Annotated in this window: 21 protein-coding genes and 1 pseudogene; all 22 read left to right on the top strand. The window is 59.4% G+C overall.

All coding sequences use genetic code 11. From position 1 onward, the window contains the following. Positions 1 to 135 precede the first annotated feature (135 nt). A complete protein-coding gene (locus tag HGP17_RS19315) occupies positions 136 to 768 on the top strand; it encodes a hypothetical protein (RefSeq protein WP_168811925.1) in 633 nt (210 codons plus the stop codon). After that, complete coding sequence (locus HGP17_RS19320; RefSeq protein ID WP_168811928.1) at positions 765 to 2,192, top strand: MotB family protein; 1,428 nt, start codon at positions 765 to 767, stop codon at positions 2,190 to 2,192. Before HGP17_RS19315 ends, HGP17_RS19320 begins: the two co-directional genes overlap by 4 nt. A gap of 3 nt (positions 2,193 to 2,195) precedes the next feature. Next, positions 2,196 to 3,500, top strand: a complete 1,305-nt coding sequence (gene motC, locus HGP17_RS19325) for a chemotaxis protein MotC (RefSeq protein WP_168811930.1) — start codon at positions 2,196 to 2,198, stop codon at positions 3,498 to 3,500. 2 nt (positions 3,501 to 3,502) lie between these two features. After that, positions 3,503 to 5,134, top strand: coding sequence for a flagellar hook-length control protein FliK (locus tag HGP17_RS19330; protein ID WP_168811932.1), 1,632 nt, complete (start codon positions 3,503 to 3,505; stop codon positions 5,132 to 5,134). After that, positions 5,088 to 5,669: a transglycosylase SLT domain-containing protein gene (locus HGP17_RS19335; protein ID WP_246704155.1), complete on the top strand. Its 582-nt coding sequence runs from the start codon at positions 5,088 to 5,090 to the stop codon at positions 5,667 to 5,669. Before HGP17_RS19330 ends, HGP17_RS19335 begins: the two co-directional genes overlap by 47 nt. Positions 5,670 to 5,949: 280 nt before the next feature. After that, positions 5,950 to 6,621, top strand: coding sequence for a winged helix-turn-helix domain-containing protein (locus HGP17_RS19340; RefSeq protein ID WP_168811936.1), 672 nt, complete (start codon positions 5,950 to 5,952; stop codon positions 6,619 to 6,621). A 249-nt stretch (positions 6,622 to 6,870) separates the two neighbouring features. Beyond that, positions 6,871 to 7,137, top strand: coding sequence for a hypothetical protein (locus tag HGP17_RS19345; RefSeq protein ID WP_168811938.1), 267 nt, complete (start codon positions 6,871 to 6,873; stop codon positions 7,135 to 7,137). A 24-nt stretch (positions 7,138 to 7,161) separates the two neighbouring features. After that, positions 7,162 to 8,631 carry a flagellar hook-associated protein FlgK gene (flgK, locus tag HGP17_RS19350; protein ID WP_168811940.1) on the top strand — a complete coding sequence of 490 codons (1,470 nt, stop codon included), beginning with the start codon at positions 7,162 to 7,164 and terminating at the stop codon, positions 8,629 to 8,631. 3 nt (positions 8,632 to 8,634) lie between these two features. Next, positions 8,635 to 9,687 (top strand): flagellar hook-associated family protein, encoded by a 1,053-nt coding sequence (locus HGP17_RS19355; protein ID WP_168811942.1) that lies wholly within the window; start codon positions 8,635 to 8,637, stop codon positions 9,685 to 9,687. 37 nt (positions 9,688 to 9,724) lie between these two features. Continuing rightward, on the top strand, positions 9,725 to 10,072 hold the full coding sequence (gene flaF / locus HGP17_RS19360; protein ID WP_034513663.1) for a flagellar biosynthesis regulator FlaF: 348 nt from the start codon (positions 9,725 to 9,727) through the stop codon (positions 10,070 to 10,072). Beyond that, positions 10,069 to 10,521 carry a flagellar biosynthesis repressor FlbT gene (gene flbT / locus HGP17_RS19365; protein WP_075855156.1) on the top strand — a complete coding sequence of 151 codons (453 nt, stop codon included), beginning with the start codon at positions 10,069 to 10,071 and terminating at the stop codon, positions 10,519 to 10,521. Before flaF ends, flbT begins: the two co-directional genes overlap by 4 nt. Then, positions 10,509 to 10,994 (top strand): flagellar hook assembly protein FlgD, encoded by a 486-nt coding sequence (gene flgD, locus HGP17_RS19370; protein ID WP_168811944.1) that lies wholly within the window; start codon positions 10,509 to 10,511, stop codon positions 10,992 to 10,994. Before flbT ends, flgD begins: the two co-directional genes overlap by 13 nt. 32 nt (positions 10,995 to 11,026) lie before the next feature. Beyond that, complete coding sequence (gene fliQ, locus HGP17_RS19375; protein WP_028751226.1) at positions 11,027 to 11,293, top strand: flagellar biosynthesis protein FliQ; 267 nt, start codon at positions 11,027 to 11,029, stop codon at positions 11,291 to 11,293. A gap of 155 nt (positions 11,294 to 11,448) precedes the next feature. Continuing rightward, a complete protein-coding gene (flhA, locus tag HGP17_RS19380) occupies positions 11,449 to 13,536 on the top strand; it encodes a flagellar biosynthesis protein FlhA (protein WP_168811946.1) in 2,088 nt (695 codons plus the stop codon). Then, the gene (gene fliR / locus HGP17_RS19385; RefSeq protein ID WP_168811948.1) at positions 13,533 to 14,285 is read left to right on the top strand and encodes a flagellar biosynthetic protein FliR; all 753 of its coding nucleotides are present in this window, start codon (positions 13,533 to 13,535) and stop codon (positions 14,283 to 14,285) included. The genes flhA and fliR overlap by 4 nt, the downstream gene beginning before the upstream one ends. 2 nt (positions 14,286 to 14,287) lie before the next feature. After that, positions 14,288 to 14,707 (top strand): hypothetical protein, encoded by a 420-nt coding sequence (locus HGP17_RS19390; RefSeq protein WP_168811950.1) that lies wholly within the window; start codon positions 14,288 to 14,290, stop codon positions 14,705 to 14,707. 130 nt (positions 14,708 to 14,837) lie between these two features. After that, a complete protein-coding gene (locus HGP17_RS19395) occupies positions 14,838 to 15,434 on the top strand; it encodes a rod-binding protein (RefSeq protein ID WP_168811952.1) in 597 nt (198 codons plus the stop codon). Positions 15,435 to 15,446: 12 nt separating this feature from the next. Beyond that, positions 15,447 to 15,815, top strand: coding sequence for a hypothetical protein (locus HGP17_RS19400; protein ID WP_168811954.1), 369 nt, complete (start codon positions 15,447 to 15,449; stop codon positions 15,813 to 15,815). Then, positions 15,812 to 16,339: a hypothetical protein gene (locus tag HGP17_RS19405; RefSeq protein ID WP_168811957.1), complete on the top strand. Its 528-nt coding sequence runs from the start codon at positions 15,812 to 15,814 to the stop codon at positions 16,337 to 16,339. The genes HGP17_RS19400 and HGP17_RS19405 overlap by 4 nt, the downstream gene beginning before the upstream one ends. Positions 16,340 to 16,578: 239 nt before the next feature. After that, complete coding sequence (locus tag HGP17_RS19410) at positions 16,579 to 17,427, top strand: WecB/TagA/CpsF family glycosyltransferase (protein WP_168811958.1); 849 nt, start codon at positions 16,579 to 16,581, stop codon at positions 17,425 to 17,427. 92 nt (positions 17,428 to 17,519) lie between these two features. After that, positions 17,520 to 19,460 carry a succinoglycan biosynthesis transport protein gene (locus HGP17_RS19415; protein ID WP_168811959.1) on the top strand — a complete coding sequence of 647 codons (1,941 nt, stop codon included), beginning with the start codon at positions 17,520 to 17,522 and terminating at the stop codon, positions 19,458 to 19,460. 114 nt (positions 19,461 to 19,574) lie between these two features. Next, positions 19,575 to 19,708: pseudogene (locus HGP17_RS34045) on the top strand (bifunctional methylenetetrahydrofolate dehydrogenase/methenyltetrahydrofolate cyclohydrolase); the annotation flags it as partial.

The following is a 19,708-nucleotide window of genomic DNA, read 5'->3' on the forward strand; positions in this document are numbered from 1 at the left end:
TCGGTTGTTTCCGGCAGCGCGACCGAGGACGGAAACCGGAAGCGTGATGATCGACGTTTTGAGAATGGGAAATGATCGGCCGTTGTGCGGCATCGACTTGCAGCGTCCTTGCGACGTGAACGGGGAGATGCGCGCTTGAGCCTGACACTATCTCGATATCTCAAGGATTTCAGCGTCGAACAGGCGCCGCCCGTCGATTTGTCGGACACGATATTCGCGGAACCGACGGAGTTTCTCGAAAGTGCCGTCGAGCCGCCGATCGATGTGGAAGCCGAACGTCGTGCCGCCTACGCGGAAGGGCACGAAGCGGCAACGCTGGAATTGTCGCAGAAGCATCAGGCTGAACTCAACGCCATGATCGAATCCTTTCGTGCCGAGACCGATGCTCTTCGTGTGCGTTATGAGGAGCAGGCAGCCGAAAGAATTACCGCCGACATGACGCAGATCGCCACGATGCTCGGCCAGGCAATCAGCGCGGAAGCTGCAAGCGTTCTTGCACCGATCCTGACCGAAACGCTGACGAACAAGGCGGTCGCCGATCTCGCGGATCTGGTCAAGGCCGCCATTCTCGACGGCAGCGTCGGGACCATCTCCGTAAGTGGTCCGCGCCATCTCTTCGAGGTCCTTCAGGCCCATCTGGGTGAAGAGGCCACCGTGCTGCGGCATGTCGAAGCGCAGGATGTCGATCTGACAGTTACCATCGGCGAGAGCGTTCTCGTCACCCGAATGTCCGCCTGGGCCGCCAGCTTGAAAGAGATCCTGAAATGAGCGACGGCGATCAAAGTCACGGAAAACACGAGATCATCATCGTCAAGCGCCATGGCGGCGGCGACCATGAAGGCGGTCACGGCGGCGCATGGAAGATCGCCTATGCCGACTTCATGACAGCCATGATGGCGTTCTTCCTGGTGATGTGGCTGGTGAATGCGGCGAACGAAGAGACGAAAGCCTCCGTCGCCTCCTATTTCAATCCAATCAAGCTCGCGGACGAAAAGCCGACCGAGAAGGGCCTGAAGAAGCCCGTCGATCAGGCGGACGGCGAGAAGAACAAGCAGAAGTCCAACAAGGCGGAAGACAATCCGAACGATGGCAAGTCCGCCAAAACGGGCGAGGATCTGACATCGACGTCGGGCGACCAGACGAACTATTCCGAAGCGGATTTCTTCGAAAACCCCTATTCGGTCCTGGCTGAGATCGCGCAGGAAGTCGGTCAGCAGGCCAATGTCAGCGCCAAGGGCGATGGTGGTGCGGCCCAATCCGGCCCGGCGACCGGTGCCGACGGCGGCCAGGCCTATCGCGATCCGTTCGATCCGGATTTCTGGACGAAGCAGGTGCAGGTTTCCAGCGCCTCCAAGAAGGCAAACGAGGAACAGTCCGCCAAGTCGGATCAGTCGCCGAAGGGCGAAGTCATCGCGCTATCCAAGGCGACGGCGGCCGATAGCGGCCAGCCAGCCGATCAGCCGCAGACGCCAGAACAGCAACCGACGACAAGCGACCAGCAGCAGGCCAATGGCAAGCAGGGTAAGCAGACGCAACCTCAACAGATCGCCAAGGCAACCACTCAGAACGACATCTCCGTGCCGGAAGACAACGCCGCTTTGCCTGAGAGCAAGGATGTGACGCCGACCAAGGCGCAGCAGCAGGAAGCCAAGGATCTGCAACAGCAGATCCAGGCTGAGATCAAGGGTGTCGCCGGTCAGCTGGCCGAGGGCTTGCAGGTCACCGCGGCCGAGGGCGGTGTCTTGGTGACGATTTCCGACCAGAGCAACGATCCGATGTTCAACATCGGCTCCGCAGTGCCGCGCAAGGAAATGGTGCTGGCAATGGAAAAGATCGGCAAGCTGCTTGCCGAGCGCAAGGGCTCGATCCTGGTTCGCGGCCATACTGACGGCCGGCCCTATATCGTCGATGGACGCAACGACAACTGGCGCCTGTCGCTCGATCGTGCCCAGAGCGCCTACTATATGCTGACCAGCGGTGGTCTGGACGAAAAGCGCATCGTGCAGGTTTCCGGCTTTGCGGATCGGCGGCTGAAGCTGCCTGAAGACCCCTTCAACGATGCCAACCGTCGTATCGAGATTCTGATCGCCAGCCCGTCCAGCCAGGCTTCCAAGGAGCCGGCCAAGCCGGAAACCCAGGCGCCCGCCAAGCCGACCTCCGGCAAAGGCAAGGGTCAAGGCAAGCAGGGATAAGCCATGGCGCGCAAACAGCATCGTCATCATCTGGCACTCGCGCTCACCGCCGGCATTCTGATGCCGGCCGGCGCTGGGGCGCAGGAGCAGGACAATCTGCCGCTCTACAAGATGATGCGCTCGCTCGAATTCGTGCAGGATTCCGTGGTGGCCGGCGATAGTTCGGCCGGCGAAATGCAGCGCTTCCTGCTGGCGACCATCGACGAGCGTCTGCGCAATGCCGACAAAGGTGTCTTCGAGGACAGCCGCAACGCCGATGCAGCCCTCATCTATGCGATGAGCGGCGGCAATCCGACGACGCTCGAATTTCTGATGTCGCGGGATATCAACGGCAATTTCGACAACCGCGTCGCCGATGTTCTGAGAAAATATCTGAACGGTAAGGGGCTTTTGGTCGTCAACACGCTTGCCGACATTGCAAGGGAATACCGCGACAAGCCGATCGGTCCCTATCTCTCGCTGGTGGCAGGCAATGTCATGTCCGGCAAGAATGCCGCGGCGGCCTTGAAGCTTTATGATTGGGCGCGGCTGTCTGCGCCGGGCACGATCGTCGAGGAATCGGCGCTGCGCCGCTCGCTTGCAATATGCGCCGACGCGGGAATGGTGCCGATGGGGCTCGATTACGCGCTGCGTTACACGCGGCGCTTCCTGCATTCGCCCTATGCCAGCCAGTTCGCGGATCTCTTCGTGCAGCTGGTGGTGGATCACGATTCGGATGTGAAGCAGCAGGATATCGTCGAAATCCTGTCGTTCATGGATCCGCCAAGACAGCGCGAGATTTACCTGCGCATGGCTCGTCGTGCCGCGATTGCCGGCAAGTCCGATCTGGCGGCTCTGGCTGCCGGTCACGCGCAGGCCATATCGACCGATAACAGCGAGGCGTTCGGTGCGCTGGCGGGCTTTTACGGCGGGGTTGCCGGCGTATCGACGTCCAATCTGCAATCCGCGATCAGCAATCTCGACCAGATGCCGGCGGGAGAGCTGAATGCGCAGGACCGCGCCTTGCGCGATGCGGCAAAGGCGGTTGCACAGGAGATTACGCGCGCGCCGGATCCTGCAAGCCTCGGGCAAGGCAATGTTCCTAACCTGCCAAACCAACAGAATACTGAACACGATGCTGCTGTGACGAATCAAGCGGAAGCCAAGGCTTCCAGCACGGCGGGTGTTGAGCAGGGAGCTGCAGCTAAGGCAGCTTCCGCCCCGGAAGGAGAGAGGCAGGAGGCCGATTCTTCGTTCAACGCATTCGTCACGACGAGCCGCTCGAAGCTTGATGCTATCGATGGTTTGTTGAAGCAGGAAAGTCATTGATCATGAACGACATCGGTGTATCCGGCGCCTCGTCCGGGGCGGATATTCTTTTGGCCGCCAAAGGCGCCCGTTCGGCAAAGCAGGATGACGGCAAGGGATTTCTCGATGCCTTGGCGAGTTCGCTCGGCAATGGACGCAAGTCCTCCGGCACGAATGCCGGCTCCTCCACCGCGGCGGATGCGGGCACGAACACCGATGACACGACGGATAAGGACACCTCTGCAGCGTCAACCGCAGCCGGCGATCCTACGGCCATTGGTCTTGCCATCGATGACAGCAATACGGCCGGAACAGCGATGATCGACACGTCTGCAGCAAACCTCGCCAATCTCACCGGCCTGGCAAAGGGCGCCAAGTCGCCCCAGGCACCGACCACGCAGTCGCTTTCGAAATCACTGATCGATCTCCAGAAGGCAGCGCCGTCCACGGCCGACGCCGATACGGCATCTGCGGCAGAACCTGCCGCGGCTACCGATCCGGCCAAGATGCCGACCGATGCCGGCCAAATGCCTGCCCAAACGGATGCCGCCACCCAGCTCGCGGAAATTGCTCAGCAGCTGGCGGATGCTGTCGCCGGCGGCGAACAGCCGGCGCCGACGGATGGCACCGGCAAGACGCCGGTCGTCAAGGGAGCCAAGGACGCTTCCGCGGCCACGGATAGTAAGGCGGCACCAACCGATGGGACCCAGGCCTCCGGCACGATCTCCGATGCGCTGACGCTCCTGAACGCGCCACCCGTCGCGATCGCAGCGCAGGTCTCCGTGGTAGCCAATAACGGCACCAATGCTACGGCTGCCGGCCAGACGCCCAATGACGCGAAGATTCAGGCACTCCCGCTCGTTCACGCAGCCCTCAAGGACGCGACTGACGATTCAACGCCGACGCTTCCCGATGACGGTACCGCCACGGATACGACGCAGACTTTCCGCCTGACGCGGGCCGATGGGCGCGGCGGCGCGCTGGACATGTCGATCAGCAAGAACGGCGACGAAACGGCCGACGTCAAGGTATCCACGCCGGCTACAGGTGAGATGCCTTCGGTCACCGTGCTTGATTCGCGGCGTTACCTTGGGCTTGCCGCCAACTCGAATTCGTCCCTGGTTGCCGGCGCGTTGGCGGGGGACCGCGAGTGGTCGGCCGCCATGCTGCCGGGCTCGGCACTGTCCAATGCCGCGAACTTGACGAGCACCGGAAAGGTCGTCAACACGCTAAAGATTCAGCTGAGCCCCGATAACCTCGGCGACGTCACCGCCACCATGCGGCTTTCCGGCGATCAGCTGAGTGTCGATCTCAAGGTGCAAACCGGCGAGGCCTACAGGCAGCTGCATGCTGACCAGAGCCATATGGTCGATGCGCTGCGGGCTCAGGGCTATCAGGTCGATACCATCACCGTGTCGCTGGCTTCAAACGCCGATCAGCAGTCGGATACGGGCCGGCAGTCCGGATCGAGCCAGTCGCAGCAGCAATCGTTGCTGAATCAGGGACAGGGTGGCGACGCACGCCCGAAGGGCCAGAACTACTCGGGGCAGCAGGCAAATGGGAACAATGGCAATCGCGGCACGAGTGAACGTGGCATGGAAGACGGCGCTGCTGGCGGCGCTCAGCGCGCTCGCTCTGGCGCAGTTTACCTCTGACGCCCTTGCATCCGGTAATCCGAGCCCGCCGGATAATGGTGCTGCCGGGCTTTGCGAGCGGGAGATACAGTCTGCCGCTGCGAAATACGGCATACCGGAGGGGATCCTCTATTCGGTCGGCCTGACCGAAACGGGGCGCAAGGGTTCGCTCTATCCCTATGCGCTCAACGTGGAGGGAAAGCCCGTTTTCCCCCCATCCGAAAATGCAGCCCTGCAGGTTTTCGCAGCAGCCCGGCAGAGCGGCGCCAAGCTTATCGATGTCGGCTGCATGCAGATCAATCAGTATTTCCACGGTGAAAACTTCGCCTCCGTGGATGCCATGTTCGATCCCCGCAGCAATGTCGAATACGCGGCCAAGTTCCTCCGCAACCTCCATGACAGGCATGAGACCTGGACGATGGCGGTAGCAAGATACCACGCAGGACCAAACAATGACCCGGCTCAGAAGGTCTATGTCTGCCGTGTGATTGCCAATCTGGTTGCTACGGGCTATGGCAAATGGACGCCCAACGCGGCCACCTTCTGTCAAAATTAAACAACCTATAGGTTGTATACGCCTTCCGGTTAGTGGGTGCTAACCCTCTTGGTGAGGTTGACTGCCATGGGTTTGCCTAAAATGGGCTTATTAATCATAAGCGAACTAACAACTTTTTTATCGGTGCAAAACGCAAGGCACCCACTAGATATAGTGCAAATCGCACCTCCAAAGTTAATCAATTATTAATTCCCGCCACTCATTTCCGACAGTTGTTCGTGATTCGCCCGATTCGTACCCATAGGTCATCGAAACACCACACTGATTCGGAGGCGGACGAATGATCGTAGTGGTTGATGAGCGAGAGCTCGTTAAGGACGGATATACATCACTGTTTGGACGCGAGGGCATCCCTTCCACGGGGTTTGATCCGCGCGAGTTCGGCGAATGGGTCTCAACGGCGGCAGAGGGCGATATCGCCGCTGTCGAAGCGTTTTTGATTGGTCAGGGGCAGCACGTTCACGAGCTCCCAAGGGCCATTCGTGACCGGTCGGCTGCACCTGTCATCGCGGTCAGCGATCAACCCTCGCTCGAATCGACCCTTGCACTCTTTGATTGCGGCGTTGACGACGTCGTACGCAAGCCGGTGCATCCCCGGGAAATTCTGGCCCGTGCCGCGGCGATCCGCCGTAGGCTCAAGGCCATCAACAACTATACCGATATCGGGCCTATCCGCGTCTTTGCAGATGGTCGCGATCCCGAGATCAATGGCGAGGTTTTTGCCCTGCCGCGGCGCGAGCGTCGCATCCTGGAATATTTGATTGCCAACCGCGGTCGCCGGGTGACGAAGACGCAGATCTTCAACGCGATTTACGGCATCTTCGACGAGGAAGTCGAAGAAAACGTGGTCGAAAGCCATATCTCCAAGCTGCGCAAGAAGCTGCGCAAGAAGCTCGGTTTCGATCCTGTCGATTCCAAGCGCTTCCTTGGCTACTGCATCGACTGGAGCTGAACGATACGATCGGCCTCCAGCCTTCCGAATTCAAACTCGGGCCCGGAAATCGAGCGATTTCCGGGCCTCTTTTTTTGTTCGGGCGCATCGACCGGCCATCGGAATGTGCGTCATGACTTACCATCATTCCGCATGATTTCGTGCCCGAAAAAGATCATTTCACGATGATCGGTTTTTCGTCCTCTCAGACAGCTTCACGCAAGGCCCGCCACCTACTCTCAGTCGTATGAAGGATAACGAGGATTCCAGATGAGGAATTTCGACGGCATGAGGACGATGGTTGCAGGGGCGCCTGTGCAGACGGTTGGTCTGCGCGCTGTCTCCAGCGTCGTCGTCAGCGCGCAGTCGGCTCATCGAGCTTCTCTCGCATCCAGGACTGCTTGCAGACAGTGGCGTCGGTTTCGCGTGGATCTCTTGCCGCGCGATCCCGAAAGCCATCTGGTCAAATCCGCCGGCCTCACTTTGATGGGCTATTCTGACACATCCGGCGCGCCATCGGCCGATCTGCGGCGCTAAAACGAATAGGGTATCGAGTCAGTCATGTCGCTCACAACAGCTCTCAACAACGCGCAGGCGATCTTCAACAATACCGGCACGCAAAGCAGTGTCGTCTCGAACAATATCGCCAATGCCGGCAATGCGGATTACTCGCGTCGGCAGGCGGTGCTGACAACCAATATGGCCGGCGCGCAGGTGGTCAAGATCGCCCGCAGCGACGAGCCCGCCCTGCAGAAGGCCTACCTTGGCAATTCGTCGTCGGACGCGGCGCAGCAATTGCTTCTGAACGCCTACAGCAATCTCCAGTCGGCAACGCTCGGCGGCAACGACAACGAGATTGCGCCGTCAACCTATCTCTCGGCATTCCAGACGGCGATGCAGACCTATTCCGGGTCGCCATCCAGCACCACGGCGGCGCAATCCGCCATCAACGCGGCACAGAGCCTGGCGACCTCGCTCAACAATGCGACCACCGCGGTTCAGAATGCGCGTGAAGACGCCGACAAGCAGATCAGCTCCGATGTCGATTCGCTCAATAGCCTGCTGAAGCAATTCCAGACGGCCAACGAGGCGGTGAAGTCTGCGACGAACGCCGCAAGCCCGACGTCGAATGCGCTTGCCGATGCGATGGATCAGCGCGATTCCATTCTGAAGCAGATCTCGCAGATCGTCGGTGTAAACGCCGTCACCCGCGGCAACAACGACATGGCGCTCTATACGTCGAGCGGCACGACCCTTTTCGAGACAATTCCGCGCACCGTAACCTTCACGCCGACGAACTCCTACACGGCTGGCACGACGGGCAACAACGTCTATATCGACGGTGTGGCGCTCACCCCCGGCCAGGGCGCGACGACGACCGCGCAGGGCACGCTGCAGGCGGCGCTTCAGGTCCGCGACGATGTCGCGCCGACCTACCAGAAGCAGCTGGACGAGATCGCGCGCGGCCTTGTGACGACGTTTGCCGAGACCAACAAGACCAATTCGACGAAGGCAGCCGGCCTCTTTACATGGAGCGGCGGTACCGTACCGGCAAGCGGCACGGCGGTGACCGGCCTGGCCGGCTCGATTACGGTGAATTCGGCACTTGTCACATCGAAAGGCGGCAACCCGAACCTGCTGCGCGATGGCGGCATTAACGGCGTTAACTATGTGGTAAACCCAAATGGCGACAGCGGCTATTCCACGCAGCTCGATGCCTATATCACTGCCATGAATACCAAGATGGATTTCGATGCTTCGGCCGGTTCCGACACCAAGGCCAGCCTCATGGACTATGCCTCCAGCTCCATCGGTTGGCTTGAAGGCCAGCGCAGCACGGCTACCACGGCGGCGGAAAACACGTCCGCAGCGCTTTCGCGCTCCTCGAGCGCCTATTCGAATGCGACCGGCGTCAATCTCGACGAAGAACTGACGCTGATGATGGATATCGAACAGTCCTACAAGGCTGGAACCAAGATATTGAACGCAGTCAACGAAATGCTTCAATCGGTACTGGATATTGCGAGCTAAGCCATGAAACTCTCATTCATTTCAAGCCAGGCCATTCAGAACGCCATGCGCCAGACAATCCGTCAGGCGCAGAACGAGATGACCAGTGCGTCGACCGAGGCAACCACGGGCGTCTATGCCGATATCGGCGTGGCCTTGGGCAGCAACACCTCTCTCAGCGTCAACTTGACCCGCGACGTGACACGAATCGATTCCATTCTCAGCAGCAATTCCATTGCGAACCAGCGCATGACCTCGTCGCAGACGGCGCTGACCAATATGGGCTCGCAGGCGCAGAAGCTGATGGACCAGCTGGTCGCCCTGCGCGGCAACAGCGACGGCAGCAGCGTGGCGCTCACCCAGCAGACCGCGACCTCGACGATTTCAAGCGTCATCGCATCGGCGAACACGATGGTCAATGGCGAGTATCTGTTTGCCGGCACCAACACCGATGTGCAGCCGATGACGGACAAATCCGCGTCGACCAATACGGCGATCCAGAACGCGCTGACCGCCTATATGGGCGCGCAGACGCCGCCTGTGACCTCAGCAAGCAATCTGACCGGTGCGCAGATGAAGGATTTCATCACGACCAAGGTCGAGCCGATGTTCACGTCCGATGCCGCCTGGGCCAGCTGGTCGAGCGCCTCGGATCAGAACATGACCAGCCGCATCAGCAATTCCGAAGTCGTCGAAACCTCGACGAATTCGAACTCGGCCGGCATGCGTTATCTGGCGCTCGCGACCAGCGTCACCAACGCGCTGATGGGCACGACGCCGGGCTTGAACCAGGACGCATTGAATGCGGTGACGGACCAGACCATCAGCTATTCGCGTCAGGCGATCGACGGCTTGAACACCCAGGCCAGCCAGCTTGGCCTTTCGCAGGCGCGCCTGTCGGATGCGAACACGACGCTGAATGCGCAGAAGACCATCCTCAATACCAATATTGGCGACCTGACCGGCGTGGATCCTTACGAGGCGTCCACCAAGGTCAACAGCCTTCAGACCCAGCTTGAGACAGCCTACACGATTGTCTCCAAGATCCAGCAGCTAAGCCTTGTAAATTACCTTTGATGATCAAAGGGACGGAATGACCAGGAAGGATGCATGAATGTATCAGTTCTCATATGCGGAAGTCATGCAGGATGCAGTGGCCGACGCCAAGGAACGAGAACGGCAAGTTCTGGACCGGTCGGTAGCGCTTCTCTCTGCGGCCCGTGATGCGGGGAAATACGGCCGCGAGGCGATCGAGGCTCTCTTCTATACGCGGCGCGTATGGGTGAGCTTCGTGGAGGACCTGAAAAGTCCTGAGAACCAGCTCAACGTCGAACTACGTGCCAACCTAATCTCGATCGCCATCTGGATTTTGAAGGAATGCGATCGAATCCGGCGGCGCCAGTCGGAAAACTATCAAGGCATCATCGATGTCACCACCATCATCAGGGATGGACTTAAATGAAAAGTACGCTTCGCATATCGCTTAAGGCCGGGGAAAAGATTTTTATCAACGGGGCCGTTCTGCGCGTCGATCGCAAGGTCGCCCTGGAATTCCTGAATGATGTGACATTCCTTCTCGAAAACCATGTCCTCCAGCCGGAAGATGCCACGACGCCGCTGCGTCAGCTCTATTTCATCGCGCAGATGATCCTCATCAATCCCGAGGGCAAAGAGCAGTCGACGGTCATGTTCCGCAAGTCGATCGTCATGCTGCTGTCCTGCTTCCACAATGAGGAAGTGCTGGCCGAGCTGAAGCGCATCGATGGGCTCGTCGCCACCGGCCGCGCCTTCGACGCGCTGAAGGCCATCCGCGGCCTCTACCCGGTCGAGGACAATATTCTGAACAATCAGGAAATGCCGGCGGCGACGATCGAGCATATCCGCCGGGAGATCGCTCCATGGCAACGGTAGACGCCATCAACGGCAGCAGTTCTTCCAGCAGCTCTTCGAAGAGCGCTGCCGCTGCATCCGTGAGCGCCAACCTGAACTACAACGACTTCTTGCAGCTCCTCATCGCACAGATGAAGAATCAGGACCCAACCCAGCCGATGGACGCCAGCCAGCAGATTTCCCAGCTGGCGAGCTTCTCCCAGGTCGAGCAGCAGATTCAGACGAACTCGCACCTGGAAACGGTGTTGCAGAACCAATGGATCTCGCAGGCCTCGGATTATATCGGCAAGCAGATCATGAGTGCCGACGGCAAGACCACCGGCACGATCAAGGAGGTCACCGTCTATACCGATGGTATCATCGCCCAGACCGATGGTGGGGATAAGATCCTCATCCAGGCCGGTGTAACCATCGCTCCGGCCGGCACGACCATTGATACGCCGCCTGCTTCGAGCGATAGTAGCGACAACGATTCGTCGAATTCCGGCAGCTAATGATTGGCTGCTGAACAAAGGATGCGGATGCCATGAATGAAGCCGATGCTTTGGATATCTTCCAGGCTGCCATCTGGACGGTTCTCGTGTCTTCTGGTCCCGCAGTTCTTGCAGCGATGATCGTCGGTCTGGTGATTGCATTGATTCAGGCGTTGACCCAGGTGCAGGAAGCGACGCTGACCTTCGTGCCGAAGATCGTGGCCGTCATGGTGACGGTCGGGATCACGGCGCCGTTCGTCGGCTCGCAGATCTCGATCTTCACCAATCTCGTCTTCTCCCGAATCCAGTCGGGCTTCTGACCTTCGAATCTGAGAGGCGCCGCCAGCCTTTCGGAACCAAGTCTGCGCAGGCCGTAAACCATTCTCGCGCAAGCTTCGTCTTCTAGACATCGGATCGAATAGGGCAGGCGGGTAAACCGTTTGCCTCCTCTCATGAAGAGACGGAAAAACGGTCGATGGCACAACCACCCGCATTAGCGCTTCCCAAAGCCAATCCCAGCATTCGTGATATCGGGTTCGCGCTCGGTATCATGGTCATCCTATGCGTGCTGTTTCTGCCGATTCCGCCGTTCCTGATCGACCTTGGCCTCGCATTCTCGATCGCTCTTTCGGTGCTCATCCTCATGGTGGCGCTGTGGATCAAGAAGCCGCTGGAGTTCTCGTCCTTTCCGACCGTTCTGCTGATCGCGACGATGACACGCCTTGCGCTCAACATCGCGACGACGCGTGTCATTCTTTCGCATGGTTATGAAGGTCATGACGCGGCCGGCGGCGTCATCGCGGGCTTTTCCAGCCTGGTGATGTCGGGCGATTTTGTCATCGGTCTGATCGTCTTCCTGATCCTCATCACCATCAACTTCATCGTCATCACCAAGGGTGCGACGCGTATCGCGGAAGTCGGCGCCCGCTTTACTCTCGATGCCATCCCCGGCAAGCAGATGGCGATTGACGCCGACCTGTCCGCTGGCCTGATCGATGAGAAGGAAGCCCAGCGCCGCCGCCGCGAACTGGAAGAGGAAAGCTCCTTCTTCGGTGCGATGGACGGTGCCTCGAAATTCGTGCGCGGTGATGCCGTCGCCGGTCTACTGATCACCTGCATCAACGTCTTCGGCGGCATCATCATCGGCTATTTCCGTCATAGCATGCCGATCGGCCAGGCCGCCGACGTCTTCGTGAAGCTCTCCGTCGGTGACGGTCTGGTGTCGCAGATGCCGGCCCTCATCGTCTCTCTGGCGGCTGGCCTTCTCGTGTCGCGTGGCGGCACCTCCGGCTCGACCGACCAGGCCGTCGTCAACCAGCTGAGCGGCTATCCGCGTGCGCTGGCCGTCTCGGCCGTCCTCATGGGCATCCTTGCGGTCATGCCCGGCATGCCCTTCCTGCCTTTCCTCTTCCTCGGCGGCCTGATGGCGGCCGGCGCATGGTTCATCCCGCGCCAGATCGAAGCGGAAAACAAGCTTCGCCGCGATGCCGAAGAGCAGAAGGTGATGCAGACGAAGGAAATGGAAAAGGACTCGGTCAAGTCGGTCCTGAAGACGGCCGAGATCGAACTCGCGCTCGGCAAGATCGTTTCCACACGCCTGCTCGGCGCGCACCAGGAACTGGCCTTCCGCGTCGGCAAGATGCGCAAGAAGTTCGCGACGCAATACGGCTTCGTCGTGCCGGAGATCAAGGTGATCGACGACATGGCGATTGCCGACAAGTCCTATCAGATCCGTATCCACGGAACGACGATCGCGTCCAACATGCTGCGCGTCGGCGAAGTGCTCGTCGTCACCGGTTCCGGCCGCAAGCCGACGGTGCCAGGCGACGAGATTCGCGAACCAGCTTTCGGCATGCCTGCTGTTTCCGTTCTCGAAGCCTTCACCGAGGACCTGAAGCGCGAAGGCTTCCAGCCGATCGACAACGTCTCGGTCGTGCTCACTCACATGAGCGAAGTCATCCGCAACAACCTGCCGGCGCTGCTGTCCTATAAGGACGTCAAGATCCTGATCGAGCGCCTCGACCCGGAATACAAGAAGCTCGCCGACGAAATCTGCTCGTCGCACATGTCCTATTCCGGCCTGCAGGCGGTGCTGAAGCTGCTGCTCGCCGAGCGCGTCTCGATCCGCAACCTGCATCTCATTCTCGAAGCCGTCGCGGAATTGGCGCCGCATGTGCGCAAGACCGAGCAGATCGTCGAGCATGTTCGCGTCCGCATGGCGCAACAGCTCTGCGGCGATCTGGCCGACAATGGCGTGCTGCGCGTACTGCGACTCGGCAGCAAATGGGATCTCATCTTCCATCAGGCGCTCAAGCGCGACCAGAAGGGCGAAATCGTCGAATTCGACATCGATCCGCGCAGCCTGGAAGAGTTCAGCGAGCAGGCCGGCAAAGTTATCCGTGAATACATGGACCGCGGCATGCCCTTCGTTCTTGTCACGTCGCCGGAAACGCGCTCCTATGTGCGGATGATTATCGAACGCCTGTTTGCGACGCTTCCGGTTCTGTCGCATGTGGAATTGGCCAAGGGGATCGAGATCAAGATTCTAGGTTCGATTTCATGATCACAGACCCCCAGGGGACCATTCTGGCGCTGTTCGTCGCCTTCTGCCGAATCGGCGGTTGTATAATGGTGCTCCCGGGGTTCTCGTCAGGCCGCATACCGGTTCAGATCAGACTGCTTCTCTCGGTCGCTCTCTCGATGGCGATCCTGCCGCTGCTGTGGAACACGATCTATCCGGCCGTGGCGAACGGCAATGGCAGCTATATCGGCCTGATCTTCACTGAAACGGTCATCGGGCTGACCTATGGGATGATGGCGCGCATCTACACGCTGGGCCTGCAGTTCGCCGGCACCGTCATTTCGATGCTGATCGGCTTCAACGCACCGGCCGGTGCCGACATCGTCGAGGATTCGAGCGAGACGTCGCTGACCAGCTTGATCAGCTTCTCCGGGCTGATGATTCTCTTCATCCTGGATTTCCATCATTATGTGCTCCAGGCTTTGGTCGATTCCTATTCCGTCATTCCCTTCGCCGGTCACATCGAACCGCGCGCCGCGCTGATCTCGATCACGGATACGCTGGAAAAGACGTTTTTCATCATGCTGCGTCTGGCAAGCCCCTTCGTGCTCTACGGCCTGATGTTCCAGATTTCGATCGGCTTCATCAACAAGCTGGCGCCGCAGATTCCGATCTACTTCATTTCCACGCCATATCTCCTCATGGGCGGCCTTTTCATGCTTTATCTGAGCATCGCGGCGATGATCAATCAGTTTTCCGGCGCGTTCCTCTCCGTCTTCAACGGGCATTAGCCATGGCCGAGAAAAGCCGCTCCGAAAAATTGAAACGCCTCGTCGCGGTGCAGCGCCATCTGGAGCAGATCGCGGAGAACGAACTTGCCGATACGACACGTCAACGCTCGGAAGTCGTCGCGTCGATGGAGAGGGTTATCGACGCTATCGGCTCGGTCGACCCCGTGCACATGGCATTTTCCATCCACTACGCCGAGCGGTATGGCCGCCTGACGCTGAGGGATCAGCAGCTGGAGGGCATTCAGACCTTGATCCAGATGAAGGTCCAGCAGGAGCGCACAAAGGCCGACAGGCTGGAAGAGCATATGAAGGATGCCCGTGAGCTTGAAATCCGCGAAGCGGACGATACTGCGGTCTACGATATCATCGATCAACGCTTCGCTGATACAACGCCAGCCTCCAGCAAGGTTCAAAAACCATAATCGTCACGATCATGGAGCAGCATGTGCGCCGCTTGGTTGCCTGCATGCTCTGACCGTTTGATTCGCCATACCCGCAAGAGCGCAAGGCCGCTTCTTCGCACGGGTATGCGACCGCAGAAGGAGACGTGACGTGGCTATTTCGCCTCCGAGTGATTTGGTTCTCGATGTCGTAAGAGCTGCCAGTCCGGCCGATGTCGAGGCCGCTCAGGCAAAGCTTGCCGCCAACAAGGCCGCTTTCGCCGCGACCAGCCTCGCCGAAAACGGCAACGGCTTCGGCGCGACGTTCAATGCGCTGAACAGCGCCGAGACCCAGGCCGGTCTCGCCAACGCCAATACCCATACCGGCCCGACGAAGGTGCCGCAGGTCTATCGCAAGTTCGAAGCCATGATGATGCAGAACTTCGTGAAGAACATGTTGCCCAACAGCGAGACGCTGTACGGCAAGGGTTCGGCGGGCGAGATCTGGAAAGGCATGATGGCCGAGCAGCTCGGCAACACCATCGCCAAGAGCGGCGGCGTCGGCATTGCCGAAAAGATGTATCAGGAACAGGTCAGCAAGATGCGCAACACCGGCGCCATCAATTCCGCGACCAACGAGAATGACAAGAAGATGGCGCTCAGCGCTGTCACGGATTTTCAGCGCAAAACGATGGCTGCGAGTGACGTCGACAATGATGGCGACACGAGCATCACCAGTCAGAATGCGCTGACGTCCCAGAAAGTATAACGAGGTAGCAACATGGAAGTGATATCGCAGGACTATCGGATCAAGTCTGTCCTTGGCCGCCTTGAGATGATTATCGACAATGAGAACAACCGGATCGGTAGCGACCCGGAATTCGACCTGAAGGTTTCGAATGCTCACAAGAGCCGCTGCCTCTATGAATTGTCGATGCTCTTTCGCGATACGGATCCGGCGGATCTTGCCGTTGCGCATATCGAGCAGCTGCATGGGCTGAAAAAGAAGCTGGTTCTGAATGCCCGCCGCGTCGAGGCTCACCTCGAGGCCGTGCGCGCCGTTGCCGATATTCTGCGCAACGCGGTGCAGAATGCCGATGCGGACGGTACCTATTCGCAGGAGCAATTCCGCGTCCGTGAGGCCGGATGATCAAGCTCGTTCTCACCGGCCTTTGGGTCTGCGGCGTAACTTTGGCTTCGGTCTATTTTTCCGTGCAGACAGCGACAGCGCCCGCGATCAGCCCTGACGACGCCAAGAAGGCGCAGCAGGAACTGGTCAAGGGCGAATCGATCAACGTTCCCGTGATCGCCAACGGCCAGGTGACGGGCTATTTCCTGACGCGCATCTCCTTCATGATGGAGAAGGGCAAGGCAACCGCCCTTCAGATCCCCTTGACGGAGCTGACCACCGATGAGCTCTTTTCGCTGCTCGTCGGCAACAAGGCGATCGATATCGGGCACACCCAGAATTTCGATGTCGCCGCCTTCCGCACCGATCTGAAGAAGCGGATGAATGAGCGGCTTGGTGGCGATTATGTCGCCGACGTGCTGATCGAACAGCTCGACTATCTCTCCAAGGAAGAGACCCACGGCGGCGAAAGCGTTGGGAAGAAGACGGTCAAGCCGGTAAAGATCGTTCCCGAGGCGGCAACGACCAAGGTGTCGGCCGAATAGCCGCTTTTCAGGCAAGCGGCAGCCGTGCAAGCGCATGCTCCAGATGTGTGCATGCCGGCATGCTTAACAGATCCTTGATCACTTCGAGCAATTGCCGATCTTTATCCTAATGGAAGGTTGAGATTGCTTTGCTATAACCACCTATCAGCGATATTTGTTCTTTTACTGCGGTGGCGGCCGCGAAGGAGCAAAGGCTTGGATCGCCGGCCCCGAAGGGGGTGCCGGCAGGAGGTTATGAATTGAACGAGGTTGCCGACTTTGCCGTCGTTGCGTCACGACGCATGATCTTCGATCTGCCGGTTTGTGATCTCGATTGGGAAGATGCGCTGACGTTCGTCAACGAACTCGCATCCACGTCCTCCGGACACACGTCGATCTCCTTCGTCAATGCCCATAATATGCTGGTGATGCTGCGCGACGATGCCTATCGGCAGGTTCTGGAGCGCAATCTCGTCCTTCCCGATGGCGTGGGTCTGGATATTGCCTCGCGGGTCGCCCATGGCGAACCTTTTCCTGCGAATTTGAACGGCACCGATTTCGTCCCCGCACTCCTCACGTTCATGGAGCAGCCCAAGCGCATCGGTCTGTTGGGCGGCCGCCGTTCTGTTGTGGAGAAGGCCGCGGAAAAATTCCGGCAGCATTCGCCCTGGCATGAGTTCATCATTATTTCGGACGGCTTCTTTGATCCGACACGAAGCGATGTGGTGACGACCGAAATCAGCCGTCAGAACATCGACATGCTGATCGTCGGCATGGGCACCCCGCTACAGGAAAAATGGGTTGCCGAACATGTCGACGCCCGGCATGTGCGCCTCGTTTTGACCGTCGGCGCATTGTTCGACTTCGTATCCGGTTCCGTGCCGCGCGCTCCGGCGCTGGTGCGCGCCATGCGCGGCGAATGGCTGTTCAGGCTCGCCCTGGAGCCCGGCAGGCTGTGGCGCCGCTATATGCTCGGCGTCCCGCTTTTCCTCTATCAGGTGATCCGCCATCGGTATGGCCGGAAACGGCGGATCGCCCGCTCGGGCACGCAGAATAATAACAATTCGAGGACGCCACGCCTCATGCCGCCGAACAGATTGGCGAGCTAACGCTGCGGCGTTAACACTTTTTTTGTCATGAACATTTAGAGTGGGTTAACCATTGCATTGGTCTTGGGACCACGCGTGCGAGATGACCCGCTATGTCTGAAAGCAAAGCCAGGACTGGATTCTACCCTGACGACGCCTTTGAGGTGTCGCAGAGCGCGGCTCGTCGGCGTGCTTCCTCCCATCGTGAGGACCAGGAATTCGACAGCCGCCCGGACCTGCATGCGGCCAATTCCGATGAAGATCCCCGCGATGTCGAGCTGCGAGCCATCCTGCGCCGGATGCTGGATGGTGATCCCTATCCCGTCTCGGGCCGAAAAGTGCAGCGGGTCGAAGAGACGCCGCAGGCGCAGCCCCAGCCCCAACTTCTGACGGAAAAAATCGGCAGCATCCTGAACCACCGCTATGTGGAGCAGGAGCCTGTTCGCAGCGCGGCGGCTGAACCTGCCGTCGTTCCCGATCTTCTGGAATTCGTACCGGATCTGCTTGAAGACGAGCTTGAGCCGCATCCGCGCATCGAACCTGCCGTTATCGAGCCCTCGCCATCACGCCGCAACTGGTCGCTGAGCATTCGCGCTCTCGGCTTCGTCATGATGGCGGCGCTCGCCGGCACGGCTATTCCGACGATCTTTGCGCCGGCGCCACTTTATTTGTCCCAGACCTTTCTGCATGTCGAAGGCGAAGGTAGCGCTCGCCAGACGCTGTTGGATATTGCGGCAAAGCGCGCTGTCTCCACGACCGCGCTGTCGGATGTCGTGGCAAGACTGAAGCTGGATCGCGATCCCGAATTTACGGGCAGTCGCTCAGGCGCTCTCGGCGTGGCCATTGAACTTCTTTCCGGCAGCGGCAATGCCTCGGATGCGCCTTCGCGCGCGCAGGCCAACCTCCGCAAGGATATCGTCGTCGGCATCGATCAGGCGACTGGCCTCCTGCGTCTATCCGCGACCTCCGGCAATGCGGCAAGATCCGCCGACATTGCCAATCGCCTTGCCTTTGCAACTATCTACGATGCCGCAGTGGTCCAGGCCGGCGCATCACACACCGGCGAAGCTGCAAGCGCCCGCAGTCGCAAAGAACTCGATAGTGCCTCGGCCGCGCTGAACGATTTCAAGGCACGCTACGGCGAAGACAAGATCGCCGCCGCCCTGGCGCTGCAGCAGCAGCGTCAGCAATTGGACAATGATATCCGCTTGGCCGAAATCGCGGTGCGAAACGCCAAGGCGAATGTGACCGCGGCCAAATCGGCGACGCCAGCCTCTCTCATGAGCGGCGCGCTGCCGGCCGATCTTTCTGCCGCCGGGCTTGATGACTTGCGCAGCCGCTATAGCGCGGCCAAGGCTCAGCTCACCCAACTTTCGACGCAGTTGGGCCCACGTCACCCGCGCCTTCTGGCTCAGCAGGCAGTTGTCGACGGTCTTGCTGCGAGCATCCGCACCCAGATTCAGCGCCTCGTAGTTAGCAGCGATGCCACCCTCAAGGACGCGCTGGAAAAACAAGATAGTCTCTCCGCACGGATGACCGCCCTCAGCAAACAGGGCGTCGATGTCGATATTTCCCACCTTGAGCAATTGCAGGATGCCGTAACAGCGGCGCAAAGCCGCTACGAGGCCGATCAGCAAAGTGCTGCACTCGCGCCGCCGCAGACCAGGGCGCCGATATCGGTCATTTCGCAGGCGGTCGCCTCCGCAGCGCCGATCGATGACCATCTGGTCAACAATCAGGCCATCGGCTTTGTCATAGGTCTTGGTCTGTCGTTGTGCCTGGTTTTCCTGCGCAAGTGGCTGATCAGCGCCCCGATGTCGGACGATCGACCCAGCCATGACGCCGCGCCGTCAATCCCGGCATATCGCTCCGAAATCGAGCCGGTGCCTGCGCAACTGCCCGATCTCGAGCCGGCCTTCGATGACGAACCGCAGCTCGAACTTGATCGCCAAACGGAGTTTGAGGACGAGTGGCTGCGCGTGCGCCAGGAACTCGCCGATCTGCGTGCCAAGGTTCAGACCTATGCCGCCCGCAGGCATGCCGGGCTCGATTGACCCCGCTGTTTTCTCCTTGCTATTACCGCTTTCAGACACCATAGGGCGTTGGCAGGCAATTATGTCTGGCCGATGATTTGTAGATTGGCGCCGAATTCATATTGGGAGACCAGCGTGACGACAGTGATCGATGGCAAGGTTGCAGCGGCTTCGGTGATCGAGGCGGTCAAGAATGCGGCGGCGGGACTTGAGGCGGAGACCGGTGTGAAGACCGGGCTTGCGGTCGTGATCGTCGGTGACGATCCGGC

This window comes from Rhizobium sp. P38BS-XIX, from assembly GCF_012641435.1.
Taxonomy (GTDB): Bacteria; Pseudomonadota; Alphaproteobacteria; order Rhizobiales; family Rhizobiaceae; genus Rhizobium.